We start from the raw sequence: 25769 nt of genomic DNA on the forward strand, positions 1-25769 counted from the left end.
TGCAAGAGATCGGTTTCTTCTTGAAAAATGGTATAATTTCTTCGCTAATAAGCTATTTACTGGCCATGAATTTGGCATTCGTCATGCTGAATTTATTTCAGCATCTTTCATGCATATCCGCCTTGCCATTAAGACCCTGAAACAAGTTCAGGGTGACGATCGTTCATGTATAACCCCTAATTCTATTAATATGATTACTATTAAGGAAGTATTCATAACACCGACAAAAAAAGTTAAGTTTTTCATTTTTTTCCTCCTTTTATTTGCCTTTACAAACCTCTCTGCACAAAGCCAAAACACCGATAATTTATATAAAAAACCACTTGTAGAGGTATTAAAAGAAATCCAGACAAGGTTTAATGTGCAGATTAAATATGCCGAGCCACAGGTAAAAGATAAATGGGTAAACTATGCCGAATGGCGTTTTAGAGCCAATGTTGATGAAACATTAAGCAATGTACTCACGCCTTTGGATATGAAGGTTAACAAAGAAAAACCAGGTGTTTACAAACTTAAAGAGTACGAGTATTACCGTTGGGAAGTGGCTGATGGCTGGGCTTATCTTGACAGTTTGGCTACAAAATATCACGATAAGGCGAGCTGGGAAAAACGCAAGGCAGAAATAAAGCCAGAACTGTACCAAGCTTTATTATTATCGCCATTGCCGGCAAAACCAATTTCAAAGCCGATTATTACGGCCAAAAGAATTTTCGATGGCTACACGGTAGAAAACATTGCCTTAGAAATTCTGCCGGGGGTTTGGATTAATGGTTCTTTATATAAACCCTTAAATGTCAAAGGAAAAATACCCGTTATATTAAGTCCTGATGGACATTGGGAAAAACAACGTTACCGCGCCGATTGTCAGATCCGCTGTGCTACAATTGCACGGATGGGTGCTATGGCCTTCAGCTACGATCTATTTGCCTGGGGTGAATCAATGCTACAGTTCAAATACGAAGATCACCGCAAAAGTTTGGCGCAAACCGTTCAAACCTTGGGCGGAATCAGAATTTTAGACTATTTCAGCGCTTTAAAAGAAACCGATACCAGCAGAATAGGCATTAGTGGAGGTTCAGGCGCAGGAAGCCACTCCATTTTAATGACCGCAATGGACGACCGGATTAAGCTGAGCGCGCCGGTAGTGGCCATGTCTTCCTACTTTTATGGAGGCTGCCCATGCGAAAGCGGTATGCCAATCCACCAATGTGCCGGAGGAACGGATAATGTAGAGCTTGCCGCCATGGCTGCACCAAGACCACAGCTATTGGTATCAGATGGCAGCGACTGGACGGCACATACGCCACAGCACGATTTCCCTTACCTGCAAAAAATGTATGCCTATTATGGCGTTAAAGATAAAGTAGAAAACGTGCATCTTCCTGATGAAAAGCACGATTTTGGTGTGAACAAACGCATTGCGCTATACGATTTTCTGATCAAAAACTTTAAGTTGAATGGCAATGCCGTTAAAGATAAAACAGGCAAATACGACGAGAGCAAGGTTACTATTGAAAAAGAAAATGCCATGTATGTTTTCGGCGATAAAGGTGAAAAACTACCTAAAAATGCCATCATCGGATTTGAGAATTTACAAAAGCTGTTTCCTTTAAGCGCAAACCCATAAGATGATGCAAAAACAAGATAGAAGAGCTTTTATTACTAACGCTGCCTTGCTTAGCGCTGCGCTGATCATTCCAGATCAGCTCCTTTACGCTGCTGAAAAGAAAAAAAGGTATCAGGTGGCTGTAATTGACCTCATGATCCTGAAAAGGCAAAAAATTAGTGCCCTGCCGTTGGCAAGCGAAATTGGTGCCGATGGCTTAGAAATTGATATGGGCGGTTTAGGTGATCGGGAAACCTTTGATAATAAACTGGCCGATCCTAAAACCCGGCAGGCCTATCTGGACAAAGCAAAGGAGCTAGATTTAACATTTTGTTCGTTGGCCATGACGGGCTTTTATGCTCAATCATTCGCCAAACGGCCTACTTATCAAAAAATGGTACAAGATTGCCTGGATACGGCGAAAGCAATGAATGTAAAAGTGGTGTTCCTGCCGCTGGGCATTCAAGGCGATCTGGTTAAATATCCAGAATTGATAGCACCAATTGTAGAAAGGCTAAAAGTAGTGGGTAAAATGGCTTCGAAAGCTGGTATCGTCATCGGAATTGAAACCGCTTTGGATGCCAGGGGCGAACTGCAATTGTTAAAAGATATAGGCTCAAAGTACATAAAAAGTTATTTCAATTTCTCTAATCCGATAAAAAACGGAAGGGATTTACACGAGGAGCTGAGAATTTTAGGCAGTAAAAACATCATTCAGATCCATGCTACAAACGAAGACGGTGTTTGGCTGCAAAACGATCCAAAAATCGATCTTAAAAAAGTAAAACAAACGCTCGATGAAATGGGATGGAGCGGTTGGCTGGTCATAGAACGCAGCCGTGATGCCAGTCAGCCCACCAATGTAAAATATAATTTTAGCGCAAATACCAAATATTTAAAATCAATTTTTCAGGAGAAATAGAATAGGTGCGATGAGAAACTTTTTAAGGGTAATTTATAGTTTTTGTATGCGAATGTTATGTGGAGACACGTACCATAGCTTGATGAAACATAGTTTAAGCGCACTGCCGATGCCTTGGTTCACGTCTCCACGAACCAATAAATCTAATCTATCCAGTCTTTCAATCATCCCAGTACCATTAGCTTTAAAAACGCCATGGTTCGTGTCTCCACGAACCAATATATCTAATCTATTGAGTCTTTCAATCATTACCCTACTACTGACTTTGAATATATTAAGTCTGAAAGCAAGTGCAGCTGATATTTACGTATCACCAAGGGGTTCTGACCGTAATTTGGGAACAAAAGCACAACCTTTGGCCTCTGTGCACTTCGCGATCAGAAAAGCAAGAGAATTGCGCCGTTTAAACGACCCTTCCATCCAAGGTGGCATTAAAATCATAATTACTGATGGATATTACCAATTAAATGAGCCGATTGTGCTCCGCCCTGAAGATTCAGGAACAAAAGATAGTCCAACGCAAATAATTGCTGCCACCAACAGTTCTAATGTCGTTTTTAGTGGTGGCGTAAAAATTAGGAACTGGAAAAAAGCTACCGGAAATATCTCCGGTTTGCCACGAAATGCCCATGGCCACATCTGGGTGGCCGATGCACCCGTATTTGGCGATCAGACTTTAGCTTTTAGACAACTTTGGGTGAATGGAAGCAAGGCTATCCGCGCAAAAGATACTCAAGGCGATGAAATGAACAGGATTTTATCATGGGATGCCCAAAACCAAACCTGTAAAATCCCAATACCCAAAAATATATCGCTCACACATATTAAAGGCATGGAAATGGTTATCCACCAATGGTGGGCCATTGCTAACCTTCGTGTTAAATCGGTAAAAATTACCGGCAGCACAGCCGAACTTGCTTTTATGCAGCCCGAAAGCAGGATTCAATCTGAACATCCATGGCCTGCACCATGGATTTCTGACAAAACAGGTAATTCGGCTTACTATTTAACCAATGCCATTCAGTTTTTAAATCAGCCTGGAGAATGGTTCGAAGATCTTCAAAACCATAAAATCTATTATTGGCCCAATCATCAGGTCGATATGAACAATGCCGATGTGGTAGCGCCAGTATTGGAAACCTTGCTAAAAATAGAGGGTACAATAGACCGCCCTGTAGCGTACCTTTCTTTTAAAGGCATATCGTTTCAGCATGCTTCTTGGTTGTTGCCATCAAAGCAAGGCCATGTACCACATCAGGCTGGTATGTACATGCTCGATGCTTACAAATTGGATAAACCGGGCACTGCTGATAAACAAAGCTTGGAAAACCAGGCTTGGGTGGGAAGACCAGCATCGGCAGTAGACATCAGCTATGCCAACCATATCGATTTTGAATCCTGCAGCTTCGAGCACCATGCCTCAACAGGATTAGATTACAAAAAAGGCACGCATGACAATACCATTAAAGGAAATCTTTTCAAAGATATAGGCGGCTCAGGTATTTTAATGGGCACTTTTTCTGATGAGGCCACCGAAGTTCATTTACCTTACAACCCTTCTGATGAGCGAGAAATAGCCAGCAATAACCTCATCGAAAACAATTTAATAACCGATGTTACCAATGAAGATTGGGGCGCAGTTGGTATTGGTGCGGGCTATGTACGCGGCTTAAAAATTCTGCACAACGAAATCAGCGATGTTTCTTATTCCGGAATCAGTGTAGGCTGGGGCTGGACCAAAAGCAGCAATGCCATGAAAAATAATATCATCAGCAAAAATAAAATCCACCATTACGGGAAACACATGTACGATGTTGCCGGAATTTATACTTTATCGGCTCAACCAGGATCGTTTATAACGGAAAATGTGGTCGATAGCATTTACAAAGCAAAATACGCCCATCTGCCCGATCATTGGTTTTATTTGTATACCGATGAAGGTTCCTCATATTTTACAATCAAAGATAACTGGACACCGACAGAAAAATACCTGCAAAATGCCAACGGACCAGATAATTCATGGGAAAATAACGGGCCAAAAGTTTCTGAAAAGATTAAGCTGGATGCTGGACTTCAAAAAGAATACCGTTCGCTTTTAAAATTCCGGGCTAAGTTTTCTACCAGTCATAATATTAATCAGGCAGAAGATAAACCCGTTGTTTTTGAGCTGATATTTAACAAAGGAGCCGTTCCTGATGATAAAGCTCTAAAAACATTTGCCCGCGAAAACAACCTCTTGGCCGCTTCCATGTATAAATGGGAAAACCGCTTGGTGATTTATACCTCCAGTTTAAAAGTAGAAAGTTTACAGCAAACGCTTAAAAAATTTGACGCCAAGCAGCTTAAGCTTTACGATGACCTGTTTTACAATTTTAACAGTAAAAGGAACTGCGGAACAGCACCAGTACAAGAATGGGACAATATCATTTTATCGGCCAATTTGGTTAGGGATGAAAAATTACAAAAAGAGTATCTGGACTATCATAAAACGCAGTTCGAAAAATGGCCAGAAATTGCTAAAGGTTTCTGTAAGGCTGAATTTCAGCAGCTTGTGATTTTTAAAAACGGCCGCCAGTTGATGTTGATCATCAGTATTCCGAAAGGGAAAAGTTTAGATGAGCTGAATCCAAAAACAACGCTGAATAATCCAAAAGTTGATGAGTGGAACAGCCTGATGAAGAAATACCAGGAAGGTATTGAAGGAACAAAGGCCAATGAGGTTTGGGTATTTTTTAAACCGATTGAGTAGACATTTCACATTGGTTTTGTCATTCTGAACGTAGTGAAGAATCTCTGTAAGATGGTTTACCATCACCAAATGGCACAAACGAAAGAGAAAGTCCAAGTTCGTATCCGTGCTAAAGGGATAGAGATCCTTCGTGCCTCAGGATGACAGCATTGTAATGGAAAACAAATAAATAAAGCATAAAAATTAATAACATGTTAAGATTAGGGATTTTAGGTTTAGGAGAGGGCAGAAGCACCATTTCTGCATCATTATCGAGCAAAAAATTTAAGCTCATACAAATTTGCGATGCCAATAAAAAACTTTGTGAGGAACGCGCTTTAGAATTCGATTTTCAAAATTGGACAACCAATTACGAAGACATGCTAAAAAGCGATAAAATTGACATGATTGCCATTTATACACCAGATCATTTACACTTTGAGCACATTAAACTGGCGCTGGAGCATGGAAAACACGTAGTTTGTACCAAACCTTTTATCGATGACCTAAGTCAGGCGAATGAACTTTTAGCGATCAGCAAAAAATCAAGAAAGAAAGTTTTTGTTGGACAGAGTTCTCGCTTTTTCGAGCCAGCCATGCGGCAAAAAAAGGATTTCGACGAAGGCTTGATCGGCGAACTGATTACCATCGAAAGCCACTACCATGCCGATCACCGCTGGTTCTTAGAAAAAGGTTGGTCGCTTAAACAATCGTTTAAATGGCTTTACGGCGGTTTAAGCCATCCTGTTGATTTTATACGCTGGTATTTGCCCGAAATTGAAGAAGTGATGGGTTATGGCATGCTGAGCAGCAATGGTTTAAAAGCCGGTTTAAAAAACCAGGATACCATGCATTTTATTTTTAAAGCTAAAGATGGCCGCATTGCAAGGGTAAGCGGCGCCTACACCGGCCCCACACAACCGGCTAGCCGCGATAGCGGAATGAGCTGTATTCTACGCGGAACAGAAGGCGCCAGTCAGGCCGATTACCATGAGTTACGTTACTCGGTAACCACCAATACCGGCGAGGAGAAAATAATTACCTGGGGCGATGCTACCTTAAAACACTATTTCCGTTTCGAAGGGCAAAGCCACCATGCTGGTGAGTATCAGAATTACCTCGATTACTTTGCCGATAGCATCAACAACAATTTTACAGCTTACCCCGATTTAAAAGAAGGGATAGGTACTGTAGCGCTTTTGCAGGCCATGGATAAATCGCTGGAATCAGGTTTACCTGTTAAGGTGGATGACATCTTAAAAGTCAATGCGATTACGAGGGAATCGATAGGCTTGTAAAAACTTCGTCATTGCGAGGAGAAACGACGAAGCAATCTTACTACTTAGGCTATTCAGATAACCGCATTAAGATTGCTTCGTGCCTCGCAATGACGACAAATTAAAGGGCACGTACCACAGGCGGATAAAGAAGTAATTCCGTGCCAATCCGTGTTTCCGTGGCAAAAAATAAAAAACCAAACTAACCAAATCCAATGGAAAACATTGTAGAACGCTTAACCAGTTTAGATTATTGCATCGTAATCGGCTACCTCATCATCCTGATTATTATTGGGTACAGGGCCAGTTTTTCGAAGAAGAAAAGCGAGGATGAAACATTATTCCTGGCCAATAAATCGCTGAACTGGAGCAGTATCGGCTTTAATATGTGGGGCACAAATGTAGGGCCATCCATGTTATTGGCATTTGCCAGTATTGGTTACAGCACAGGTATTGTAGCCGTAAATTTCGATTGGTATGCCTTTATTTTCTTGTTCTTACTGGCCATTGTTTTTGCACCTAAATACCTGGCAGCCAAAGTAAGCACCATGCCCGAATTTATGGGCAACCGTTACGGCGATTCTACCCAAAATATTTTAGCCTGGTATGCGCTGTTAAAGATTTTAATTTCGTGGTTATCGTTGGGTTTATTTGCCGGAGGTTTCTTGGTACGCCAGATTTTAGGCATCCCTATGTGGCAATCGGTAACGGTTTTAGTGGCCTTTGCAGGTTTGTTTACCTTTTTCGGTGGTTTAAAAGCCATTGCCAAGGTAAATGTTTTCCAAATGATTTTATTGATTGCGGTATCCCTATCACTTATGCTTTTGGGACTGAACAAAGTAGGCGGAATTTCGGCCTTATATGCAAAAACCCCGCACCATTTCTGGAACTTAATTCAACCTGCCAGCGATCCAAAATACCCTTGGTATGCCATTTTACTCGGCTATCCGGTAGCGGCTGTGGCCTTTTTCTGTACCGATCAATCAATGGTTCAATCTGTTTTGGGGGCAAAAAACCTAAAACAGGGCCAACTTGGGGTCAGCTTTATCGGATGGTTAAAAATCCTTTCCTTACCCTTATTTATTGGTACCGGAATACTCTGTTATGTGTTGTTCCCAAACCTAAAAGATCCGAACGAGGCTTATATGACCATGGTAACCCACTTGTTTCCCCCGGGCATGAATGGCTTGGTCATAGTAGTGCTCATAGCCGTTCTGGTCGGCACCATTGGTTCTTCCTTAAATTCGCTCAGTACCGTTTTTACTATGGATGTTTATGTTAAAAAAATCAATCCCGAGGCCAGCAATAAACAGATTATCAACGTTGGCCGCTTAACTGTGGTAGCGGGTTGCATTTTCGCTGTAATTGTGGTGCTCGCTATTGATAATATTAAGGGCTTAAACCTATTTGATGTTTTTCAATCGGTTTTGGGTTTTATTGCACCGCCACTTTCGGTAGTGTTTTTATTAACCGTTTTTTGGAAAAGAACAACCAGAAAAGCAGTAAACTTTACCTTATCTATAGGCTCCATTTTAAGTTTGGGAACAGGAATTACTTATTTATGGATTTTGCCGCCTGATAAATATCAATTTTGGCCGCATTACCTGATCCTTTCTTTCCTGATTTTTACGGGCCTGCTTATTATCGCCATCCTAATTTCCTTGCTGGATAAATCGCCCAGCATTTATACAGTTAACGAAACACACCAGGCCAATATCGAAAAACCCGACCGAACCGTTTGGATTTCGTGGATTGCTCTGGCCATTATAATGATTGCACTATATATTTTCTTTAACGGACATTAGAAATCTCGTCCTCCCGAGCAGACCCGAAGGTTCAGCGAAGCTAATCTTTGATCCGCTTAACAGATTTCTCCATTTCACTTCGTTCCAGTCGAAATGACGGTAAAAACACTAAAAAAGATATGAAAAATCTAAAAAAAATAATCCTGCTTGGCATCCTGATCTGTTCGGCAGCACAACTTTTCGCTCAAAAAGCCTCATGGATCTGGTATCCCGGCGATTTGGACATTTACATGAGCAACGTAATGCAGAACCGCAGAACAGAACGCGGCTCATTTTTTCCAGTATTTTGGAAAATGGACAGTCATTACGTACTTGTCGATTTTCACAAAGAATTTACGCTTACTGCGCCTGAAGAAGTGAAGCTTTATGTTGAAGGCACCTATAATGTCAAAATCGATGGGCAAGCAGTTACCGGCTTCCCAAAAAGCATACAGATTCCTGCAGGGAAGCATAAATTAAGCCTGAAGGTTTATAACCAAAGCCATGTGCCGGCAATTTTTGTACAGGGTAAAACAGTGGTTTCTGATGACAGCTGGTTAACCACCTTCGAAGATAAGGAGTGGATTGATGCCAGCGGGAAAACATCTGATAAATCGGGGACTACCTTTGTTTCTGCAGGATCATGGGATTTAACCGATCCGAAAGTGCTGCCTTCTCAATTTAAGTTACCTGTTTTACCGATGTATGCGGTAAATAAGGAAAAAATTGGCAATCAGGACGGAATTTTAGATTTCGGAAAAGAAACTTTCGGATTTATTAAACTGCACGGATTAAAAGGAACCGGTAAGGTGAACATTTATTACGGCGAATCAAAAGAAGAGGCACTTTCAACCGAAAAATGCGAAACTTTAGATTTTTTAACGGTAGATATCGCAAAGCAACAAGATTCAATACTGCCACTGTCAAAAGCTTTCAGGTATGTGCATTTCGAAACTGATCCTACCGTAAAACTGGATTCTGTTTCTATGCTCTACGAGTATGCTCCTGTTGCCGAGCGGGGCAGCTTTAAATCATCTGATCCAGCATTGAACAAAATTTACGATGTAGCCAAATATACCTTCCATTTAAATACGCGTGAGTTTTTTATTGATGGGATAAAACGCGACCGCTGGGTATGGAGTGGCGATGCTTACCAAAGCTACCTGATGAACTATTATTCCTTTTTTGATGCATCAACGGTTAAACGTACATTATTGGCCCAGCGCGGTAAAGATCCTGTAACCGCACACATTAACACCATAATGGATTATTCTTTTTATTGGTTTTTAGGTATTTACGATTACTACAAATACACAGGTGATAAAAAATTTGTACAGGATATTTATCCCAGAATGCAATCATTAATGGCCTATATAGATGGCCGTAAAAATAAAAATGGTTTATTGGAGTGGATGCCAGGCGATTGGATTTTTATTGATTGGGCCGATAAACTAAGCAAAGATGGCGAAGTAAGTTTTGAACAGCTGCTTTATGCCCGAAGTTTGGAAACCATGGCCCTATGTGCTAAACTGGCTAATGATGCAGAAGGTTTTTCTAAATATGATGAGCAGGCAAAGGCGCTGAAAAGCAAAATTTTTGACCTGTATTGGAACCAGAACAAAAATGCACTGGTACACAGCCGGATTAATAATCAACCAACCGAAAACATAACACGCTATGCCAATATGTTTGGTATTTTCTTCGATTATTTTACGCCCGAGCAAAAGCTTGCGGTTAAAAAGAATGTGCTTTTGAATGATCAGATCGCAAAAATTACTACACCTTATATGCGTTTTTATGAGCTGGAAGCATTATGCGCCATGGGTGAACAAGCCTATGTATTAAAAGAAATGAAAAACTATTGGGGAGGCATGCTTAAACTTGGGGCCACTTCTTTTTGGGAAGAATACAATCCGGATAAGCAGGGAACTGAGCATTTAGCCATGTATGGCCGGCCATTTGGAAAGAGCCTTTGCCACGCCTGGGGTGCAAGTCCGATTTACTTATTGGGCAAATATTATTTAGGTGTTAGCCCCAGCTCTCCAGGTTACGAAACCTATACCATTCAACCCGATTTAGGCGGTTTGGATTGGATGGAAGGTAAAATTCCTACTGCAAATGGCGATATTGCTGTTTATGTAAATAAGCAAGAAATCAAGGTTAATTCGGCGGTGGGTACAGGGAAACTGGTACTCAAAAGCAGATCGAAGCCAGTGGCCAATGGCGCAGAGATTAAAGAAATATCGAAAGGCCTGTATGAAGTAACGATAGAAAAAGGAAGAGATTACCGGGTAAAGTATTCAGGATAAAAAGGCAAGCCCTCGCAGGTTCTAAAAACCTGCGAGGTTTATAATGAACTAAACCCCAATTCTTTGCTCTATCTTTTTAACGCATTTATTGGCCTCGGCCAAAATCACATCATGCTCAATTTCCTTATCAATATTGAGTGCATTTAACATCGAGATGGTTAAACAGGCAATAATCCCATTATTGCTGGCCACGCCAATCGGTACCGAAATATCGGTTACACCCGAAACCGCGTCACTGTTTTTGAGGTAAGCACCCGTTTGCTGAATATCCTGTAAAGAGCTTAAAAAATCTTCTTGCTGTGGCTTGGCGTATTTTTTATAAATGCTATTGTTCTTTAAAATCGTGTTTCGTTCACTTTCGGGCATGTAAGCCAACAAAACCTTGCCCGATGCCGTTAAAGGAAGCGGGAATAAATTGCCCTCTTCAATAGAAAGTGCAATTGGTCCAGGACTTTTGGCATGGATAATAACCATCACCTGGTTCATGTATAAAATACTTAAATGGCACGATTGGCGTATCGAGTTAGCCAGTTCTTCCAGCGGAAACTGCGCAGCCTTTCTAAGTTCATCAATCGGCGAGTGCCTATGCGATAGGTAAAAAAGTTTTAAAGATAAACGGTATTTTCCAGAAACTTCATCGCGTAAAATATACCCACGGCTTTCCAGGCTCATCAACATCCGGTAAATTTCATTCGGTGTTTTTTCTATACCAATGGCAATTTCAGTTTGGGATAGGGGGATGGATTGGGCAGATAGGTACTCTAAGATATCAAGTCCTTTATCTAAAGCAGGCGCCTGATATTTCGATTCGTTTTCTTTCATAAAGGTTTATTTTGGTTGTAGCGTATTTTTTACAAATTCAAACATACAAAATGCTTTCATATTTATCATTTAGAATGAATTTATATAATTATTACAATAATATATCTTTTCATATTTAAAAAAAAGATTTATATTTGAATTACTTGTAAAATTTAAAGTTAAGGAAATTCTGAGGCTTAATCTAAAAGAATCGAGAATTTATTTCTGACTAAATTTAACAACGATAACCATATATAAACCTAAATCAAGCATTCCAATTTGGAGCTGTATTAACCAATGAGCAAACTTGTACTCTTTTCATGGATTTTGCTTTTAACCCTGCCGGTTTTTGGACAGGATATTCAGGTAGCGCAGTTAAGTTGCGAATACCGCAAAAATCCCATTGGTATTGATGTAGCGGCTCCTAATTTCAGCTGGAAACTAACTTCGGCCAAACACAATGTGATGCAAAATGCCTATCAGCTATTGGTTTCGGGCAGTTTAGCACAATTAAACAAGGATATAGGCGATGTGTGGGATTCGAAAAAAATAAATTCGGATCAATCTATCCAAATAAAATATACAGGATCAAAACTACTGGCCACTAAAAAATATTACTGGAAAGTTAAAGTTTGGGATAACAACAGTCATTCATCAGCCTGGAGTGAGCCTGCCAGCTTTGAAATGGGTATTTTAAGTGTTTCAGACTGGAAATCGGCCAAATGGATTGCTTATGAAAAATTGGCAGATTCGAATGTAAATGCGCTGCCTACCGATGGAAAGAAGGATAAATTTACCGCAAATAATGTTTTACCCATTTTTAGGAAAGAATTTAAAACCACCAAAACGGTAAAGAAAGCTACGGCATATATCTCAGGCTTGGGCCATTTCGAACTGAGCTTAAACGGAAAGCAAGTAGGAGACGATTTTTTAGCCCCAGGTTGGACCAAATACGACAAACAGGCACTTTATGTTACTTACGACATTACCAAGCAGATAAAAAATGGCAATAACGCAATAGGTGTGATGTTGGGCAATGGGTTTTATTATATCCCACCGGTTAAAGAACGCTACAGGAAACTGAAAGTAGCTTACGGATACCCGAAAATGATCTGCCGCATAACCATTACCTATACAGATGGTACCACTTCCGACGTGGTGAGCAACGAAAGCTGGAAAACCGCTCCATCGCCAATTACTTTTTCGAGTATTTATGGCGGGGAAGATTACAATGCCAATTTATGGCAAAAAGGATGGGATCAGGCAGGCTTTAATTATACCGGCTGGAAAACAGCCATAGTGGTTGATGGACCTAAATTGAATGCCCAAAAAGAAGAACCGGTAAAGGTTTTCGAAAATTTTACTCCTCAAAAAATTACGCCGTTAGCCAATGGCGAATGGGTTTATGATATGGGGCAGAATGCTTCGGCCATAATTGAGTTAAAAGTTAAAGGCAAGAAAGGCGATACCGTTAAAATAACGCCTGCCGAATTGTTAAAGGATGATGGTTCAGTTACCCAGAAAAATATTGGTGGCCCTGCCTATTTCACTTACATTTTAAGGGGAGATGGTTTAGAAACCTGGAAACCTAAATTTTTCTATACTGGTTTCCGCTATTTACAGGTAAAGGGCGGTACACCTGCTGGAAAGGAAAACCGCGGCAACAAAGCCATTATCGAAAATTTAAAGGCCTTACATGTCAGAAATGCAGCAGCCCAGGTAGGGCAGTTTTCTTCATCCAATACTTTGTTCAACCAAACTTTCAGTCTGATCGATTGGGCCATTAAGAGCAATATGGTTAGTATTTTTACCGATTGTCCGCACCGCGAAAAACTGGGCTGGTTAGAAGAACTGCATTTAATGGGCAGTTCGGTGAGGTACAACTATAATGCAGCACCTTTATTTAAGAAGGCCCTGCAGGATATGAAAAACTCTCAGCTTGCCAATGGTTTAATTCCCGAAATATCGCCCGAGTATGTAAAATTTGAATGGGGCGGAGATATGTTCCGCGATTCGCCAGAGTGGGGCAGCAGCGGAATTTTAATGCCCTGGTACCTCTACCAATGGTACGGTGATAAGCAGGCAATGGTTGATTATTATCCGATGATGCAGCGCTACATCAATTACTTAGGCACAAAGGCCGATAAGCATATCTTATCACAAGGCTTGGGCGATTGGTACGACTTAGGGCCTAATCCCCCAGGAGTTTCACAATTAACACCAATGGGGGTTACCGGAACGGCAATTTATTATTACGATTTAAAGATCTTAGAGAAAACAGCAACGCTGTTGGGCAAAAAAGCCGATGCCATGGCCTACGAAAAGCTTGCCGCCGAAGTGAGAAAATCTTTTAACAATAAATTTTTCAATGCCACAACCCAACAATATGCTACAGGTTCGCAAGCGGCAAATGCCATGGCGGTTTACATGGGTTTAGTTGAGGATAAAGACAAAAATGCAGTAATAGCGGCTTTGGTTAAGGATATCAGAGACCGCAATAACAGTTTAACCGCTGGCGATATTGGCTATCGTTATGTGCTGAGGGCTTTGGAAGATGCAGGCCGCTCGGATGTAATTTTCGACATGAACAGCCGCGCTGATGTGCCTGGTTATGGCATGCAGATAGCCAAGGGCGCTACAGCCTTAACCGAATCGTGGGCTGCACTGCCAACGGTTTCCAATAATCATTTTATGCTCGGCCATTTAATGGAATGGCTGTATAGTGGCGTAGGTGGAATCCGTCAGGCAGCGCATTCAATTGCGTTTAAACACATTATAATTGAACCCGAAGTTGTTGGCGATTTAACATCGGCCAATGTAAGCTACAATTCGCCATATGGCGAAATTACCACCAAATGGGTTAAAACAGCGCAAAATTTTACTTTGGAAGTCAATATTCCGGCAAATACAACAGCAACGGTTTACTTTCCGGCTTTGCCAAAAGCAACGATTTCTGAAACCAACCATTCAGCTTTTACCAATGCAGGGGTTGAACGTGGAAAAACCAAAATTTCAATTGGTTCGGGGCATTATAAATTTAATTTAAAGTACCAATGAGAAAGATAGCCGCCATTATTATCCTTTTCGCTTGGGCTTTAACCACAAATGCCCAAACTGCCCATCCGGTTTCTGCAGAAACGATGGAAAAAATTTATCAGGAAGTAAAGACACCTTACAAATATGGACTGGTAATGGTTCCAGGTGATAAGGACCATAAAATGGATTGCCCTACGGTATTTAAAAAAGGTAAATACTGGTACATGACTTACCTGATTTTTAGCGGTCGGGGATATGAAACCTGGTTGTCCAAAAGTAAAGATTTGCTTCACTGGGAAAATCAGGGCAAATTGATGTCGTTTGAGGATGCCGGTAAGTGGGACGATAACCAAAAAGCAGGTTACAATGCTTTAATTGACACCAAATGGGACGGTAATTACGGTGTAAAGTCCTTTAACGGAAAATATTGGATGTCGTATTTCGGTGGCAAAGAAAAAGGTTATGAGGTAGAACCTTTATCCATCGGTATGGCCTTTACCAGCAAACATCCATCGGTTGTACAGGAGTGGAGCCGATTAGCAAAACCGGTTTTAAGTTCGTCGGATGCAGATGTACGTTGGTGGGAAAACCGCAACAAGCTTTTTAAGAGTACCGTTATTGAAGATCAAAACAGGTTAACCGGTCATCGTTTTGTGATGTACTATAACGCCGTTGGCGATTCTTTGGCAAACAACAAAAAAACACGTTGGTACGAGCGCATTGGCATGGCGGTTTCTGATGATATGCTTCATTGGCAACGCTTTAACCGCAATCCGGCAGTTCATCACCCTGTGGGCATTACCGGCGATGCGGTGCTTCAAAAAATAAATGGAACTTGGGTAATGTTCTATTTTGGTGCTTTTTGGCAAGATAGAAAAGGTTCTTTTAACCGCTTTGCGGCCTCGAATGACCTGGTAAACTGGACCGATTGGACCGGTGATAATTTAATTGAATCATCAGAAAAGTACGACGAGCTGTACGCACATAAATCTTTCGTACTGAAATACAAAGGTGTGGTTTACCACTTTTATTGTGCGGTTAATAAGCAAGATCAACGCGGAATTGCAGTTGCAACTTCGAAAGATCTGGGTAAAAGTAAAGTGGATTTTGTTCAATAAATAAAAATGAGAATGCTTGGCAACTATAAGGTTTTATTTTTTTTAACAGCAAGTTTGCTGGTATCGTATTGTTGCGCTGCAAACGTTTTTACGTCATTGCGAGGAGGTCCGACAGCCAACTCCTTATTTTATCCCAATGGCTGGTGTCTCACCAGCCATGGTAAACAATTTTCGGTCGGTGGGACACCAACCAATAGCCTAATCGTCATTTCGACTGAAGCGCAGCACAATGGAGAAATCTATAAGCCACTATTACCTGCAGATTTCTCCACTACGGTCGAAAGGACGGCCACCTCTGAACCTCGCTCAAGAACCAGTTTCAACAAAGGCTGGAAATTCTATTTGGGAGATCAACCTCAGGCGAAAGCTGCCCAATACAACGACCTGAAATGGCGTAAACTAACATTGCCCCACGATTGGAGTATTGAAGGTAAATTTGACGAGAAAAACCCTGCCAAGCCAGAAGGCGGCGGTTTGCCTACGGGGATTGGTTGGTACCGGAAAGAGTTTATTGCTCCAGCCAATTTCAAAAACAGGTTAATTACCATCGAATTTGATGGCGTTTATAAAAACAGTGAAGTTTGGGTTAATGGTCGATATTTAGGAAAAAGGCCGTATGGTTACAGCTCATTTTCTTACGAGATCGGTCAATTTTTGAAATCAGGGAAAAATATCATCGCAGTGAAGGTTGATAATTCAGCTCAGCCCGATTCGCGCTGGTATTCTGGCTCAGGAATTTACAGGAACGTGTGGCTAAGCTCAACTGCTAAAATTGCGGTGGCCAAATGGGGAACTTTTGTAACTGCCGATCAAACAGGCAAGGTTATAGTTAAAACACAGATTCAAAATCAAACAAAGCAGCAGCAATCTGTTGTTTTGGTTCAGGCCATTTATGATAGCAATGGCAAACTGATCTTAAAAACAAAGGCACAAAGCTTTAAAATTGATACTTCGGGTACCATTATCAATAGCGATAGTCAAGTTAAAGACCCTGAGCTTTGGTCGCCAGCTAAACCCGTTCAATATAAGCTGGTTACACAGCTATTTCAAAACAATACTTTAACCGACAGCTACGAAACCAAATTCGGGTTCCGCACTTTTAATTTCGATGCCGCTAAAGGTTTTTCATTAAATGGAACAACAACCAAAATTCTTGGCGTTTGCCTACACCACGATCTGGGTGCCCTAGGTGCTGCCGTAAATGTGCGCGCCATGGAACGTCAGCTCGAAATAATGAAAGCCATGGGAGTAAATGCTATCCGTACAGCGCACAATCCACCAGCGCCCGAGTTTTTAGATTTATGCGATCAAATGGGCTTTTTGGTTATGGACGAGGCATTCGACATGTGGGCCAAGAAGAAAACCAAAAACGATTACCACCTCAATTTCCCTGAATGGCATAAAAGGGATTTAGAAGATATGATTAAACGCGACCGTAACCATCCATCCATTATTTTGTGGAGTATTGGTAACGAAATCCGCGAGCAGTTTGACAGCACTGGTGTTGCCCTAACAAAAGAATTGGTAGGCATTGTAAAAAACCTTGATCAAACGCGCCCGGTAATTTCAGCCTTAACAGAAACAGATTCGGCCAAAAATTTCATTTATCAGGCCAAAGCGCTTGATATTTATGGCTTAAATTATAACCATAAAAAATACGCAGATTTCCCGAAGAACTATCCAAATGTTAAGTTCTTGGCCACAGAAACTACTTCAGCTTTAGCTACACGGGGTTTTTACGATACTGCCGATACCATCCGCCGCTGGCCAAAAGATGGAAAAACAAAATTTACGGAGGGAAATAAGGAATGGTCGGCTTCTGCTTACGATAATGTATCGGCCTACTGGGGCTCTACGCATGAGGAAACCTGGGCTGCAGCTAAAAAGTACGCCCATGTTTCTGGTCTGTTTGTATGGACGGGTTTTGATTATCTCGGCGAACCATTGCCTTATCCATGGCCTGCCAGAAGCTCTTATTTCGGTATTGTGGATTTAGCAGGTTTCCCTAAAGACGCCTATTACCTATATCAAAGCGAATGGACAAACAAACCGGTGCTGCATATTTTACCACATTGGAACTGGGAGCAAGGCAAAGCAGTAGAAGTTTGGGCCTATTACAATAATGCCGATGAAGTAGAATTATACCTGAACGGAAAATCTTTAGGTAAAAAATCAAAACAGGGCGAAGATTTGCATGTGCTTTGGCAGGTTCATTTTGAACCGGGAACACTAAAAGCGGTTTCCAAGAAAAATGGTAAAACGGTATTAATCCGTGAAGTTAAAACAGCCGGAGCGCCTGCGAAAATCGAATTAATTGCCGATAGAAAGCACATTAAAGCAGACGGTAAAGATTTATCATTTATCACCGTACGCATTTTAGATGCTGCCGGTAATGTAGTGCCCAATGCCGATAACCTGGTTAATTTTAAAGTGGAGGGTGCAGGTTTTATTGCTGGCGTTGATAATGGTTTTCAAGCCAGCGTTGAGCCTTTTAAAGCCAGTTACCGCAAGGCTTTCCATGGTTTATGCTTGGCCATTTTACAAGCCACAGAAAAAGCCGGAACAATTAAATTAACAGCAAGTGCTAAAGGCTTGTCTGCTTCAGCAATTACAATTAATACAGGTAAATGATGGAATGTAAGTTTTTAACCAGCAAGTCACTAAGGACACAAAGCTTTTTAAATTTATTTCTAAAAGCCGTGGTTCGTGTCCGCACGAACAACTATAAATTAGGTGGTGAAGCTCAGCCCAACTATGGCGATGTTCCGAACGGCATCGACGGAGTTCCGAACAGGTCGGTGAGACACCGACCAATAGGTTTTGTCATTCTGAACGCAGTGAAGAATCTACAGCGGTAGAACAGCAGTTATAATAATTTAGTTGCTGATACTTTACCTGCTTAAATAGCTAGAGATTCTTCGCTATGCTCAGAATGACAATAAAAAATAACATTTCGGTTGGTGAGAAACCAATCACAAGAAACATAAAGTGAAAATACCGTGGCTCGTGTTAGTGCGAAACACCAATAAAATATAAAATTAAGATAAGTGGACAAGACAATTAACTTAAAAGGAATAACCTGGAACCACAGTCGTGGCCTGTTGCCCATGATAGCAACGGCGCAACGATTTACTGAATTGCACCCCAATGTTCACATTACCTGGGAGAAAAGAAGTTTGCAGCAATTTGCCGATTTCTCCATCCAGGAACTGGCAGAGCGTTTCGATCTGTTGGTTATCGACCACCCTTGGGCCGGGTTTGCGGCTAAAACCAAATCTATTGTACCTTTAGATCGTTACCTCTCTGATGCATACTTAAAAGATCAGGAAGAAAATACGGTTGGCCAATCATACGAGAGTTATACTTATGATGGTCATTTATGGGCTTTACCCATTGATGCAGCAACACCTGTGGCAGCTTCAAGACCGGATTTGCTTGCTGAAAAGGGACTGCAATTGCCTAAATCTTTTGACGATTTATTGGCATTGGCCAATAAAGGCCTGGTCGCTTTTGCAGGTATCCCGATCGATGTTTTAATGAATTTTTATACACTTTGCTGTTCTTTAGGCGAAGATCCATGTCAAAATGATGATGCCGTAGTTTCTACCGAAGTGGGCGTAAAAGCATTGAAAATGTACCGCGAACTCGCCTCAAAAATAGATCCTGCCAATTTCAACAGAAACCCGATTCAGGTATATGAGGCTATGACCCAAACCGATGAAATTGCTTATTGCCCTTTTGCCTATGGTTATTCCAATTATTCAAGAAATGGCTATGCGCGCAAAGCATTACACTTTCACGATATGATTTCTTTAAATGGAAAAACAAACCTAAGAAGCACGTTGGGCGGTACGGGTTTGGCCATTTCTGCTAAATGTGAAGAAATGGATACCGCTGCAGCTTATGTGGAGTTTGTGGGCTCACCTGCCTGTCAATCCACTTTATATTTTGAAAGTGGTGGTCAGCCAGGGCATTTAGCCGCATGGAAAAATGAAGAGGTAAACCGCCAGAGCCATAACTATTTCTTAAACACGTTACCCGCACTTCAAAGGGCCTTTTTACGCCCACGGTATTATGGCTCCATGTATTTTCAAGACCATGCTGGCGATGTAGTTCGCGATTATTTAATGAACGGTGGAGATGAAACTCAGGTTTTATCAAACTTAAACGGGTTATATCAGCAATCTAAAACCTTGGTATTATCATGAACAGACCACTAGAAGGACTTTTGGTTTTGGAGTTCTGCCAGTTTCTGGCCGGACCATCGGCTGGCTTAAAATTAGCCGATTTAGGTGCGCGCGTAATCAAAATCGAGCGGCCAAATACCGGTGATGCCTGCCGCGCTTTATCCATTAAAAACCTTTTCGTGGATGAAGATAGCTTGCTTTTCCATACCATCAACCGCAATAAAGAAAGCTACGCTGCCGATTTAAAAAATCCAGATGATTTGGAAAGATTAAAGAAGCTGATTGCCAAAGCCGATGTAATGACCCATAATTTCCGTCCGGGAGTAATGGAAAAAATTGGTTTGGATTATGAAAACGTTCAAAAAATCAATCCTAAAATTGTTTATGGCGTGGTTACCGGTTATGGAAACGAAGGACCATGGAAAAACAAACCTGGCCAGGATTTATTGGTTCAGGCAGTTTCTGGTTTAACCTTCTTATCCGGCGTGGATATTGATGGGCCCGTGCCTTTCGGACTCTCTGTTTCTGATATCATGTGCGGAAACCATTTGGCCCAGGGCATTATGGCCGCACTGATCAAGCGGGCCAAAACCGATAAAAGTGTTTTGGTTGAGGTGAGTTTGCTCGAATCCATTCTAGATGTGCAGTTTGAAGTGCTTACCACTTATTTGAATGATGGAGGTAAATTACCGGATAGAAGTGGGGCCAAAGGCAGTGCACATGCTTATTTGAGTGCGCCTTATGGTATGTACGAAACCAAAGACGGCTATATTGCTATGGCCATGGGTAATCTTCCGAACATCTGTGCCATCATTAAATGCGATATCTCCGATTTATACGTTGAGGCAGGCTCTGCATTCGAAAACCGCGATAAACTGATTGTACGCTTAGCCGAAACCTTTAAAAAAGAAAATACCACAACCTGGGTGGCGCTATTGGAAAGCCATGGTGTTTGGTGCGCTGAAGTGCTGAATTATAAAACGGCTACGGCTTTAAGTACCTATAAAAACTTAAATATTGAGCAGGATTTGGATTTAGGCGAAGGCAAAAAAATAAAGACCACTGTTAGTCCGATCCGCTTGGATAGAGAGAAATTATTTGCACCTAAACCAGCACCCAAACTAGGGTCTGGAACAGAAAATATTAATACAGAATTTGAATTGAGTTAAGCACAATTGTCATTCTGAACGCAGTGAAGAATCTTAAAGGAATGGAATAATTTGAAGATTCTTCGTTACACTCAGAATGACAGTTATATAGAGAATAAAAAATAATGAAACCGTTGCCCGGTGGTTCGTGGAGATACGGAACCAAGGCGTTCGGCCAAGGTACGTGTTTTCACGGACCTTCAAAAGAATTTGAATTGAGTTAAGCACAATTGTCATTCTGAACGCAGTGAAGAATCTTAAAGGAATGGAATAATTTGAAGATTCTTCGTTACACTCAGAATGACAGAATCCAATAGCATGCCCGTCATTGCGAGTAGGAACGACGAAGCAATCTTTTTATGCTAAGCGATCATTACTTGAAAGATTGCTTCCCCGAAAATCGGGGCAGGCTGTCGGCTGAAAAAGCCTTCGTCGCAATGACGATATAAAAATAATAAAACGACATCTCTACTGAGGTCGTCATTTCGACTGGAGTGCAACGCAACGGAGAAATCTGTTTAATTAGATTTCTCCATTCCGCCACAGGTGAAAAACCTGTTGGCTTCAGTCGAAATGACGATTGTTCTATCTAGAGCTGTCAAGGGTAGCCTGTCGAAGGGCCTACCTAAACAACAATTGAAATGACGATTTTAAAAAAATAAGTTTATGAGACCGCTTGAAGATTATTTAGTTATCGATTTCAGCCAGTTTCTTTCTGGGCCATCGGCAAGTTTGCGTTTGGCCGATATGGGCGCGCGCGTAATCAAAATTGAGCGTTTAGGTGTGGGCGATATCTGCCGTACACTATATACTTCCAACCTGATTATGAATGGCGAATCGTCGGTTTTCCATGCCATTAACAGAAATAAAGAAAGTTTTGAAGTTGATTTAAAAAGTGAAGAAGATGGCGAAATGGTCCGCGAACTGCTAAAAAAAGCAGATGTGATGATCCATAATTTCCGCCCAGGTGTAATGGAACGTTTAGGTTTCGATTATCAATCGGTACACGCAATCAATCCAACCATTGTTTATGGCGAAATTTCGGGTTATGGAACCGAAGGCGAATGGAAAAACAAACCCGGTCAGGATCTGCTTCTGCAATCCGTTACCGGCTTAACTTCCTTAACCGGAAATGCCGATAGCGGTCCGGTGGCCATGGGTTTATCCATTGTAGATATGTTGGCTGGTGCACATTTGGCGCAAGGCCTTTTGGCCTGTTTATACCGTAGGGCCATAAAAAATGAAGGTGGTTTTGTACAGGTTAGCATGATGGAATCGGCTTACGATTTTCAGTTTGAAACCATAACCACCTTTATGAACGATGGCGGATGTTTGCCAGAGCGTTCTCAAAAGAACAATGCAAATGCTTATTTGGGCGCTCCATATGGTATTTATCAAACAGAAAACGGATATTTAGCCTTAGCAATGGGTTCTATTCCACAACTGGGAAAGCTGCTCGGTTGCGAAAAACTAGAAGATTATCCGGATTTGAGTGAAGCTTTTGATAAACGTGATGAAATTAAAGGCATTTTGGCTGAACATCTTTTAGCGGCAACAACCGAAAAATGGCTCTCCGTACTCGAACCTGCCGATATTTGGTGTGCCGACGTACTCAACTGGAACGCCTTAATGCAACATGATGGTTTCAAAGTATTAAATATGATACAGGAAGTTCAAATGGTAGATGGGTACAGCTACGAAACCACCAGATGCCCAATCCGTATTGATGGCGAATTGCTAACTTCACCAAAAGGCTCTCCCAAATTGGGACAGGATAATGAAAATATTATTAAAGAATTTATAACACAGCATACCACTGCAAATGCATAACCCAACCGAAACTTTTAGAATAGCCGTACGCAAATTTGGCCCATTTGAATCTGCCATGCAGAATTTTTGGGATAAATACTGTGCACTTTCAGGCTGTACACTAAAGTTGGAAATGGTAATCATGGATCTGCACGAACTTTACCAGCGCAGCATTACCGATAAGGGCTTGGAGAATGGCGAATTTGACATTGCCCACATCAATACCGATTGGGTTTATGAGGGTTATTTAAACAATGCTTTCGAATTGCTAAACCCTTACATCAATGCCAACAAACCCGCCGGTTTTCCGCAGGGCTGGAGCAAATCGCTCTTGTGTTTGCAACGTTTCGGATGGGAAGTGGTTGGTTTGCCCTTTCATGATGGCCCGGAATGTTTGATTTACCGGAAAGATCTATTTGATAATGAAACCGAAAAAGCCAACTATTTTAAAGCATATGGTAAAGCACTTACCGTACCGCAAACCTGGGAAGATTTTCATCAGATTGCACGCTTTTTTAACCGCCCTGCAGAAAACCTGTATGGAAGCATATTTGCCTGCTATCCCGATGGACACAATACAGTTTTCGATTTCTGCTTACAATTATGGACGAGGGGCGGAACATTGGTTGATAAAGCAGGAAACATCCACATCCATTCGCAGTCCGCTATTGATGGACTGGAATTTTACAGAACTATTGTTAAGGATAAAACAGCTATACACCCCAAATCCGCAGATTTTGAATCGGTAGCCGCTGGAATGGCTTTTGCCAATGGAGAAGCCGCCATGATGATCAATTGGTTTGGTTTCGCGGCCATGTGCGAGGTAGATGCCAATTCGAAAGTAAAAGGCAAAACCAATGTAGATCTCATTCCCGCAGCAACAGGAAAAGAATCGGCATCACTAAACGTATACTGGCTATATACCATTGCCAAAGGCAGTAAAAATAAAGCCCTGGCTTACGATTTTTTACGGTTCGCAACCCATGCCGATCAAGATAAGGCACTTACACTGGAAGGTGGCATTGGCTGTCGGATATCGACCTGGAAAGATGAGGAAATTAACCAGATTATCCCTTACTACCATAAATTGGAGCAGATACATGCCGTGGCGAATACATTGCCTCAGCATAAAAACTGGACAGAAATAGCCAAAATAATTGATGAAATGGTTTTAAAAGCCATAAACACTGCAGAGCGCACTACAACACTGATTGAACAGGCACAGCACCAAATTAGCAAATTAAATTAAATGAGTATCGATATTAAATATAAACCAGCATTACCTGAAACCAAACAGCCCATTATCATTATAGGAGCAGGAGGGATTGTTGCCGATGCACACCTTCCGGCTTATAAAATGGCTGGTTTTGAGGTTTATGGAATTGTAAATAGAACGAAAGAACGTGCACAGAAATTAGCAGACCGCTTTGAGATCCCAAATGTGTTCAACTCTGTTGCCGAGGCAGTAAATTCCGCTCCAGAAAATACGGTTTACGATTTGACCATTATGCCTGAGCAGTACTTGGAAACCTTACAACAATTGCCTGATGGAAGTGCCGTACTGATCCAAAAACCGATGGGAGATGATTTTACGCAGGCCAAAGAAATTTTGGAGTTATGCCGGGCAAAGCATTTTAAAGCAGCCATTAATTTCCAGTTGCGTTTTGCACCTTTTGTAAGCGCCGCAAGGTATTTAATTGATCAGGGTTTAATTGGCGAAATGTATGATATGGAAGTGCGTGTTACCGTTAAAACGCCCTGGGAAATTTTTCCGCATGTAATTATCCACCCAAGGTTAGAAATCCAGTACCACAGCATTCATTATGTAGATCTGATCCGTTCGTTTTTGGGCAATCCTGAGAGTATTTTAGCCAAAACCTTAAAACATCCGGCCAAGAGTTTATCCTCATCGCGCTCCACCATTTTATTCGATTATGGCGATACCATGCATGCGGTAATCAACACCAACCACGATCACGATTTTGGACCCAATCACCAAGAGAGCTATATCAAATGGGAGGGAACCAAAGGGGCCATTAAAGCGAAGATGGGTTTATTGATGGATTATCCGCACGGCGTACCCGATGTGTTTGAATATTGTCTGGTTGAAGATGGAAAATCGCCGGAATGGCAAACCGTTAAACTGGATGGTTCTTGGTTTCCAGAAGCCTTTATTGGAACCATGGCCAATTTAATGCGCTACAACGAAGGTTCAACTGATGTTTTACATACCAGTGTCGAGGATGTAATTCAAACCATGGCGGTAGTAGAAAGCGCGTACCAATCGAGCGATATTGGAGGGGTAAAGGTTAGGGAACAATTGGGTAAATAGTATATTCAGTCCCTAGCGAAAGATCGTCATCTCGATCCGATAGCTATCGGATGAAGCGAAGCGAAATGGAGAGATCTATATAATAGATTTCTCGACTCCGTTATACTTCGCCCGAAATGACGAACCATTTATACTCCTCGCTTGTAACGAGGATGGATGAGAAAAGCGATTGTATCGCTTAAGGCAAAATAAAAAACAACACCATCGTCCTCGTTGGTAACGAGGATGCACGAGAATAGCGATTGTATCGCTTTAAAACAATTAAATTATGTATTTCAAATCAACTTTTTTTGAAGATTATCAATTACAGGATAAACGCATAACCTTGGGCCGTACCATAACCGAAACGGATTTCGTAGTTCATGCCGGCCACACAGGCGACTTTTTCCCGCACCATATGGATGCCGAATGGTGTGCCACACAGCCATTTAAACAACGTATTGCCCACGGAACCATGATTTTCAGCATCGGTATTGGCTTAACAGCTTCCGAAATCAATCCCGAAGCCATGTCCAAAGGATATGATAAACTGCGTTTTGTGAAGCCTGTTTTTATTGGCGATACCATCCATTCAGAAATTACCATCTCTGAAAAAGGAGAGAGCAAAAGGCCCGAATATGGAACCGTAACCGAGCATGTAGCAATCATTAACCAACACGGAGAAACCGTATTGGTATGCGACCATCTTTTGGTGGTAAAGAAAAGTCATTAG

16 protein-coding genes are annotated in these 25769 nt (G+C 41.5%); 15 read left to right on the forward strand and 1 reads right to left on the reverse strand.

What is annotated here, in order from left to right; all coding sequences use genetic code 11:
• Positions 1-190: 190 nt before the first annotated feature.
• The 6 genes from ACS5PU_RS05090 to ACS5PU_RS05115 all read left to right on the forward strand — a co-directional run bounded on the left by ACS5PU_RS05090 (position 191) and on the right by ACS5PU_RS05115 (position 10626).
• The gene (locus ACS5PU_RS05090; protein ID WP_439458193.1) at positions 191-1627 is read left to right on the forward strand and encodes an acetylxylan esterase; all 1437 of its coding nucleotides are present in this window, start codon (positions 191-193) and stop codon (positions 1625-1627) included.
• Between the two features lies 1 nt (position 1628).
• Positions 1629-2528: a sugar phosphate isomerase/epimerase family protein gene (locus tag ACS5PU_RS05095; RefSeq protein ID WP_439458194.1), complete on the forward strand. Its 900-nt coding sequence runs from the start codon at positions 1629-1631 to the stop codon at positions 2526-2528.
• Between the two features lie 265 nt (positions 2529-2793).
• Complete coding sequence (locus ACS5PU_RS05100) at positions 2794-5277, forward strand: L-rhamnose mutarotase (RefSeq protein WP_439458195.1); 2484 nt, start codon at positions 2794-2796, stop codon at positions 5275-5277.
• 191 nt (positions 5278-5468) lie between these two features.
• Positions 5469-6554 (forward strand): Gfo/Idh/MocA family protein, encoded by a 1086-nt coding sequence (locus ACS5PU_RS05105; protein WP_439458196.1) that lies wholly within the window; start codon positions 5469-5471, stop codon positions 6552-6554.
• A gap of 194 nt (positions 6555-6748) precedes the next feature.
• On the forward strand, positions 6749-8338 hold the full coding sequence (locus ACS5PU_RS05110; RefSeq protein ID WP_439458197.1) for a sodium:solute symporter family transporter: 1590 nt from the start codon (positions 6749-6751) through the stop codon (positions 8336-8338).
• A 119-nt stretch (positions 8339-8457) separates the two neighbouring features.
• Positions 8458-10626, forward strand: a complete 2169-nt coding sequence (locus ACS5PU_RS05115; protein WP_439458198.1) for an alpha-L-rhamnosidase-related protein — start codon at positions 8458-8460, stop codon at positions 10624-10626.
• A 48-nt stretch (positions 10627-10674) separates the two neighbouring features.
• On the opposite strand, the gene ACS5PU_RS05120 is transcribed toward ACS5PU_RS05115, so the two are convergent.
• A complete protein-coding gene (locus tag ACS5PU_RS05120) occupies positions 10675-11448 on the reverse strand; it encodes an IclR family transcriptional regulator (protein WP_439458199.1) in 774 nt (257 codons plus the stop codon).
• Between the two features lie 276 nt (positions 11449-11724).
• Between ACS5PU_RS05120 and ACS5PU_RS05125 the strand changes: the two genes are divergently transcribed.
• The 9 genes from ACS5PU_RS05125 to ACS5PU_RS05165 all read left to right on the forward strand — a co-directional run bounded on the left by ACS5PU_RS05125 (position 11725) and on the right by ACS5PU_RS05165 (position 25769).
• Positions 11725-14484 carry a family 78 glycoside hydrolase catalytic domain gene (locus ACS5PU_RS05125; protein ID WP_439458200.1) on the forward strand — a complete coding sequence of 920 codons (2760 nt, stop codon included), beginning with the start codon at positions 11725-11727 and terminating at the stop codon, positions 14482-14484.
• Positions 14481-15581 carry a glycosylase gene (locus ACS5PU_RS05130; RefSeq protein WP_439458201.1) on the forward strand — a complete coding sequence of 367 codons (1101 nt, stop codon included), beginning with the start codon at positions 14481-14483 and terminating at the stop codon, positions 15579-15581. Before ACS5PU_RS05125 ends, ACS5PU_RS05130 begins: the two co-directional genes overlap by 4 nt.
• Before the next feature lie 12 nt (positions 15582-15593).
• Positions 15594-18212: a beta-galactosidase GalB gene (galB, locus tag ACS5PU_RS05135; protein WP_439458202.1), complete on the forward strand. Its 2619-nt coding sequence runs from the start codon at positions 15594-15596 to the stop codon at positions 18210-18212.
• Positions 18213-18628: 416 nt separating this feature from the next.
• Complete coding sequence (locus ACS5PU_RS05140) at positions 18629-19789, forward strand: ABC transporter substrate-binding protein (protein WP_439458203.1); 1161 nt, start codon at positions 18629-18631, stop codon at positions 19787-19789.
• Positions 19786-20937: a CaiB/BaiF CoA transferase family protein gene (locus ACS5PU_RS05145; protein WP_439458204.1), complete on the forward strand. Its 1152-nt coding sequence runs from the start codon at positions 19786-19788 to the stop codon at positions 20935-20937. Before ACS5PU_RS05140 ends, ACS5PU_RS05145 begins: the two co-directional genes overlap by 4 nt.
• 645 nt (positions 20938-21582) lie before the next feature.
• Positions 21583-22746 (forward strand): CaiB/BaiF CoA transferase family protein, encoded by a 1164-nt coding sequence (locus ACS5PU_RS05150; protein WP_439458205.1) that lies wholly within the window; start codon positions 21583-21585, stop codon positions 22744-22746.
• The gene (locus tag ACS5PU_RS05155) at positions 22739-23974 is read left to right on the forward strand and encodes an extracellular solute-binding protein (protein WP_439458206.1); all 1236 of its coding nucleotides are present in this window, start codon (positions 22739-22741) and stop codon (positions 23972-23974) included. Before ACS5PU_RS05150 ends, ACS5PU_RS05155 begins: the two co-directional genes overlap by 8 nt.
• A complete protein-coding gene (locus tag ACS5PU_RS05160; RefSeq protein WP_439458207.1) occupies positions 23975-25057 on the forward strand; it encodes a Gfo/Idh/MocA family protein in 1083 nt (360 codons plus the stop codon).
• A 268-nt stretch (positions 25058-25325) separates the two neighbouring features.
• Positions 25326-25769: a MaoC/PaaZ C-terminal domain-containing protein gene (locus ACS5PU_RS05165; protein ID WP_439458208.1), complete on the forward strand. Its 444-nt coding sequence runs from the start codon at positions 25326-25328 to the stop codon at positions 25767-25769.

The sequence above is a fragment of the Pedobacter sp. GSP4 genome (assembly GCF_051857575.1).
Taxonomy (GTDB): domain Bacteria; phylum Bacteroidota; class Bacteroidia; order Sphingobacteriales; family Sphingobacteriaceae; genus Pedobacter.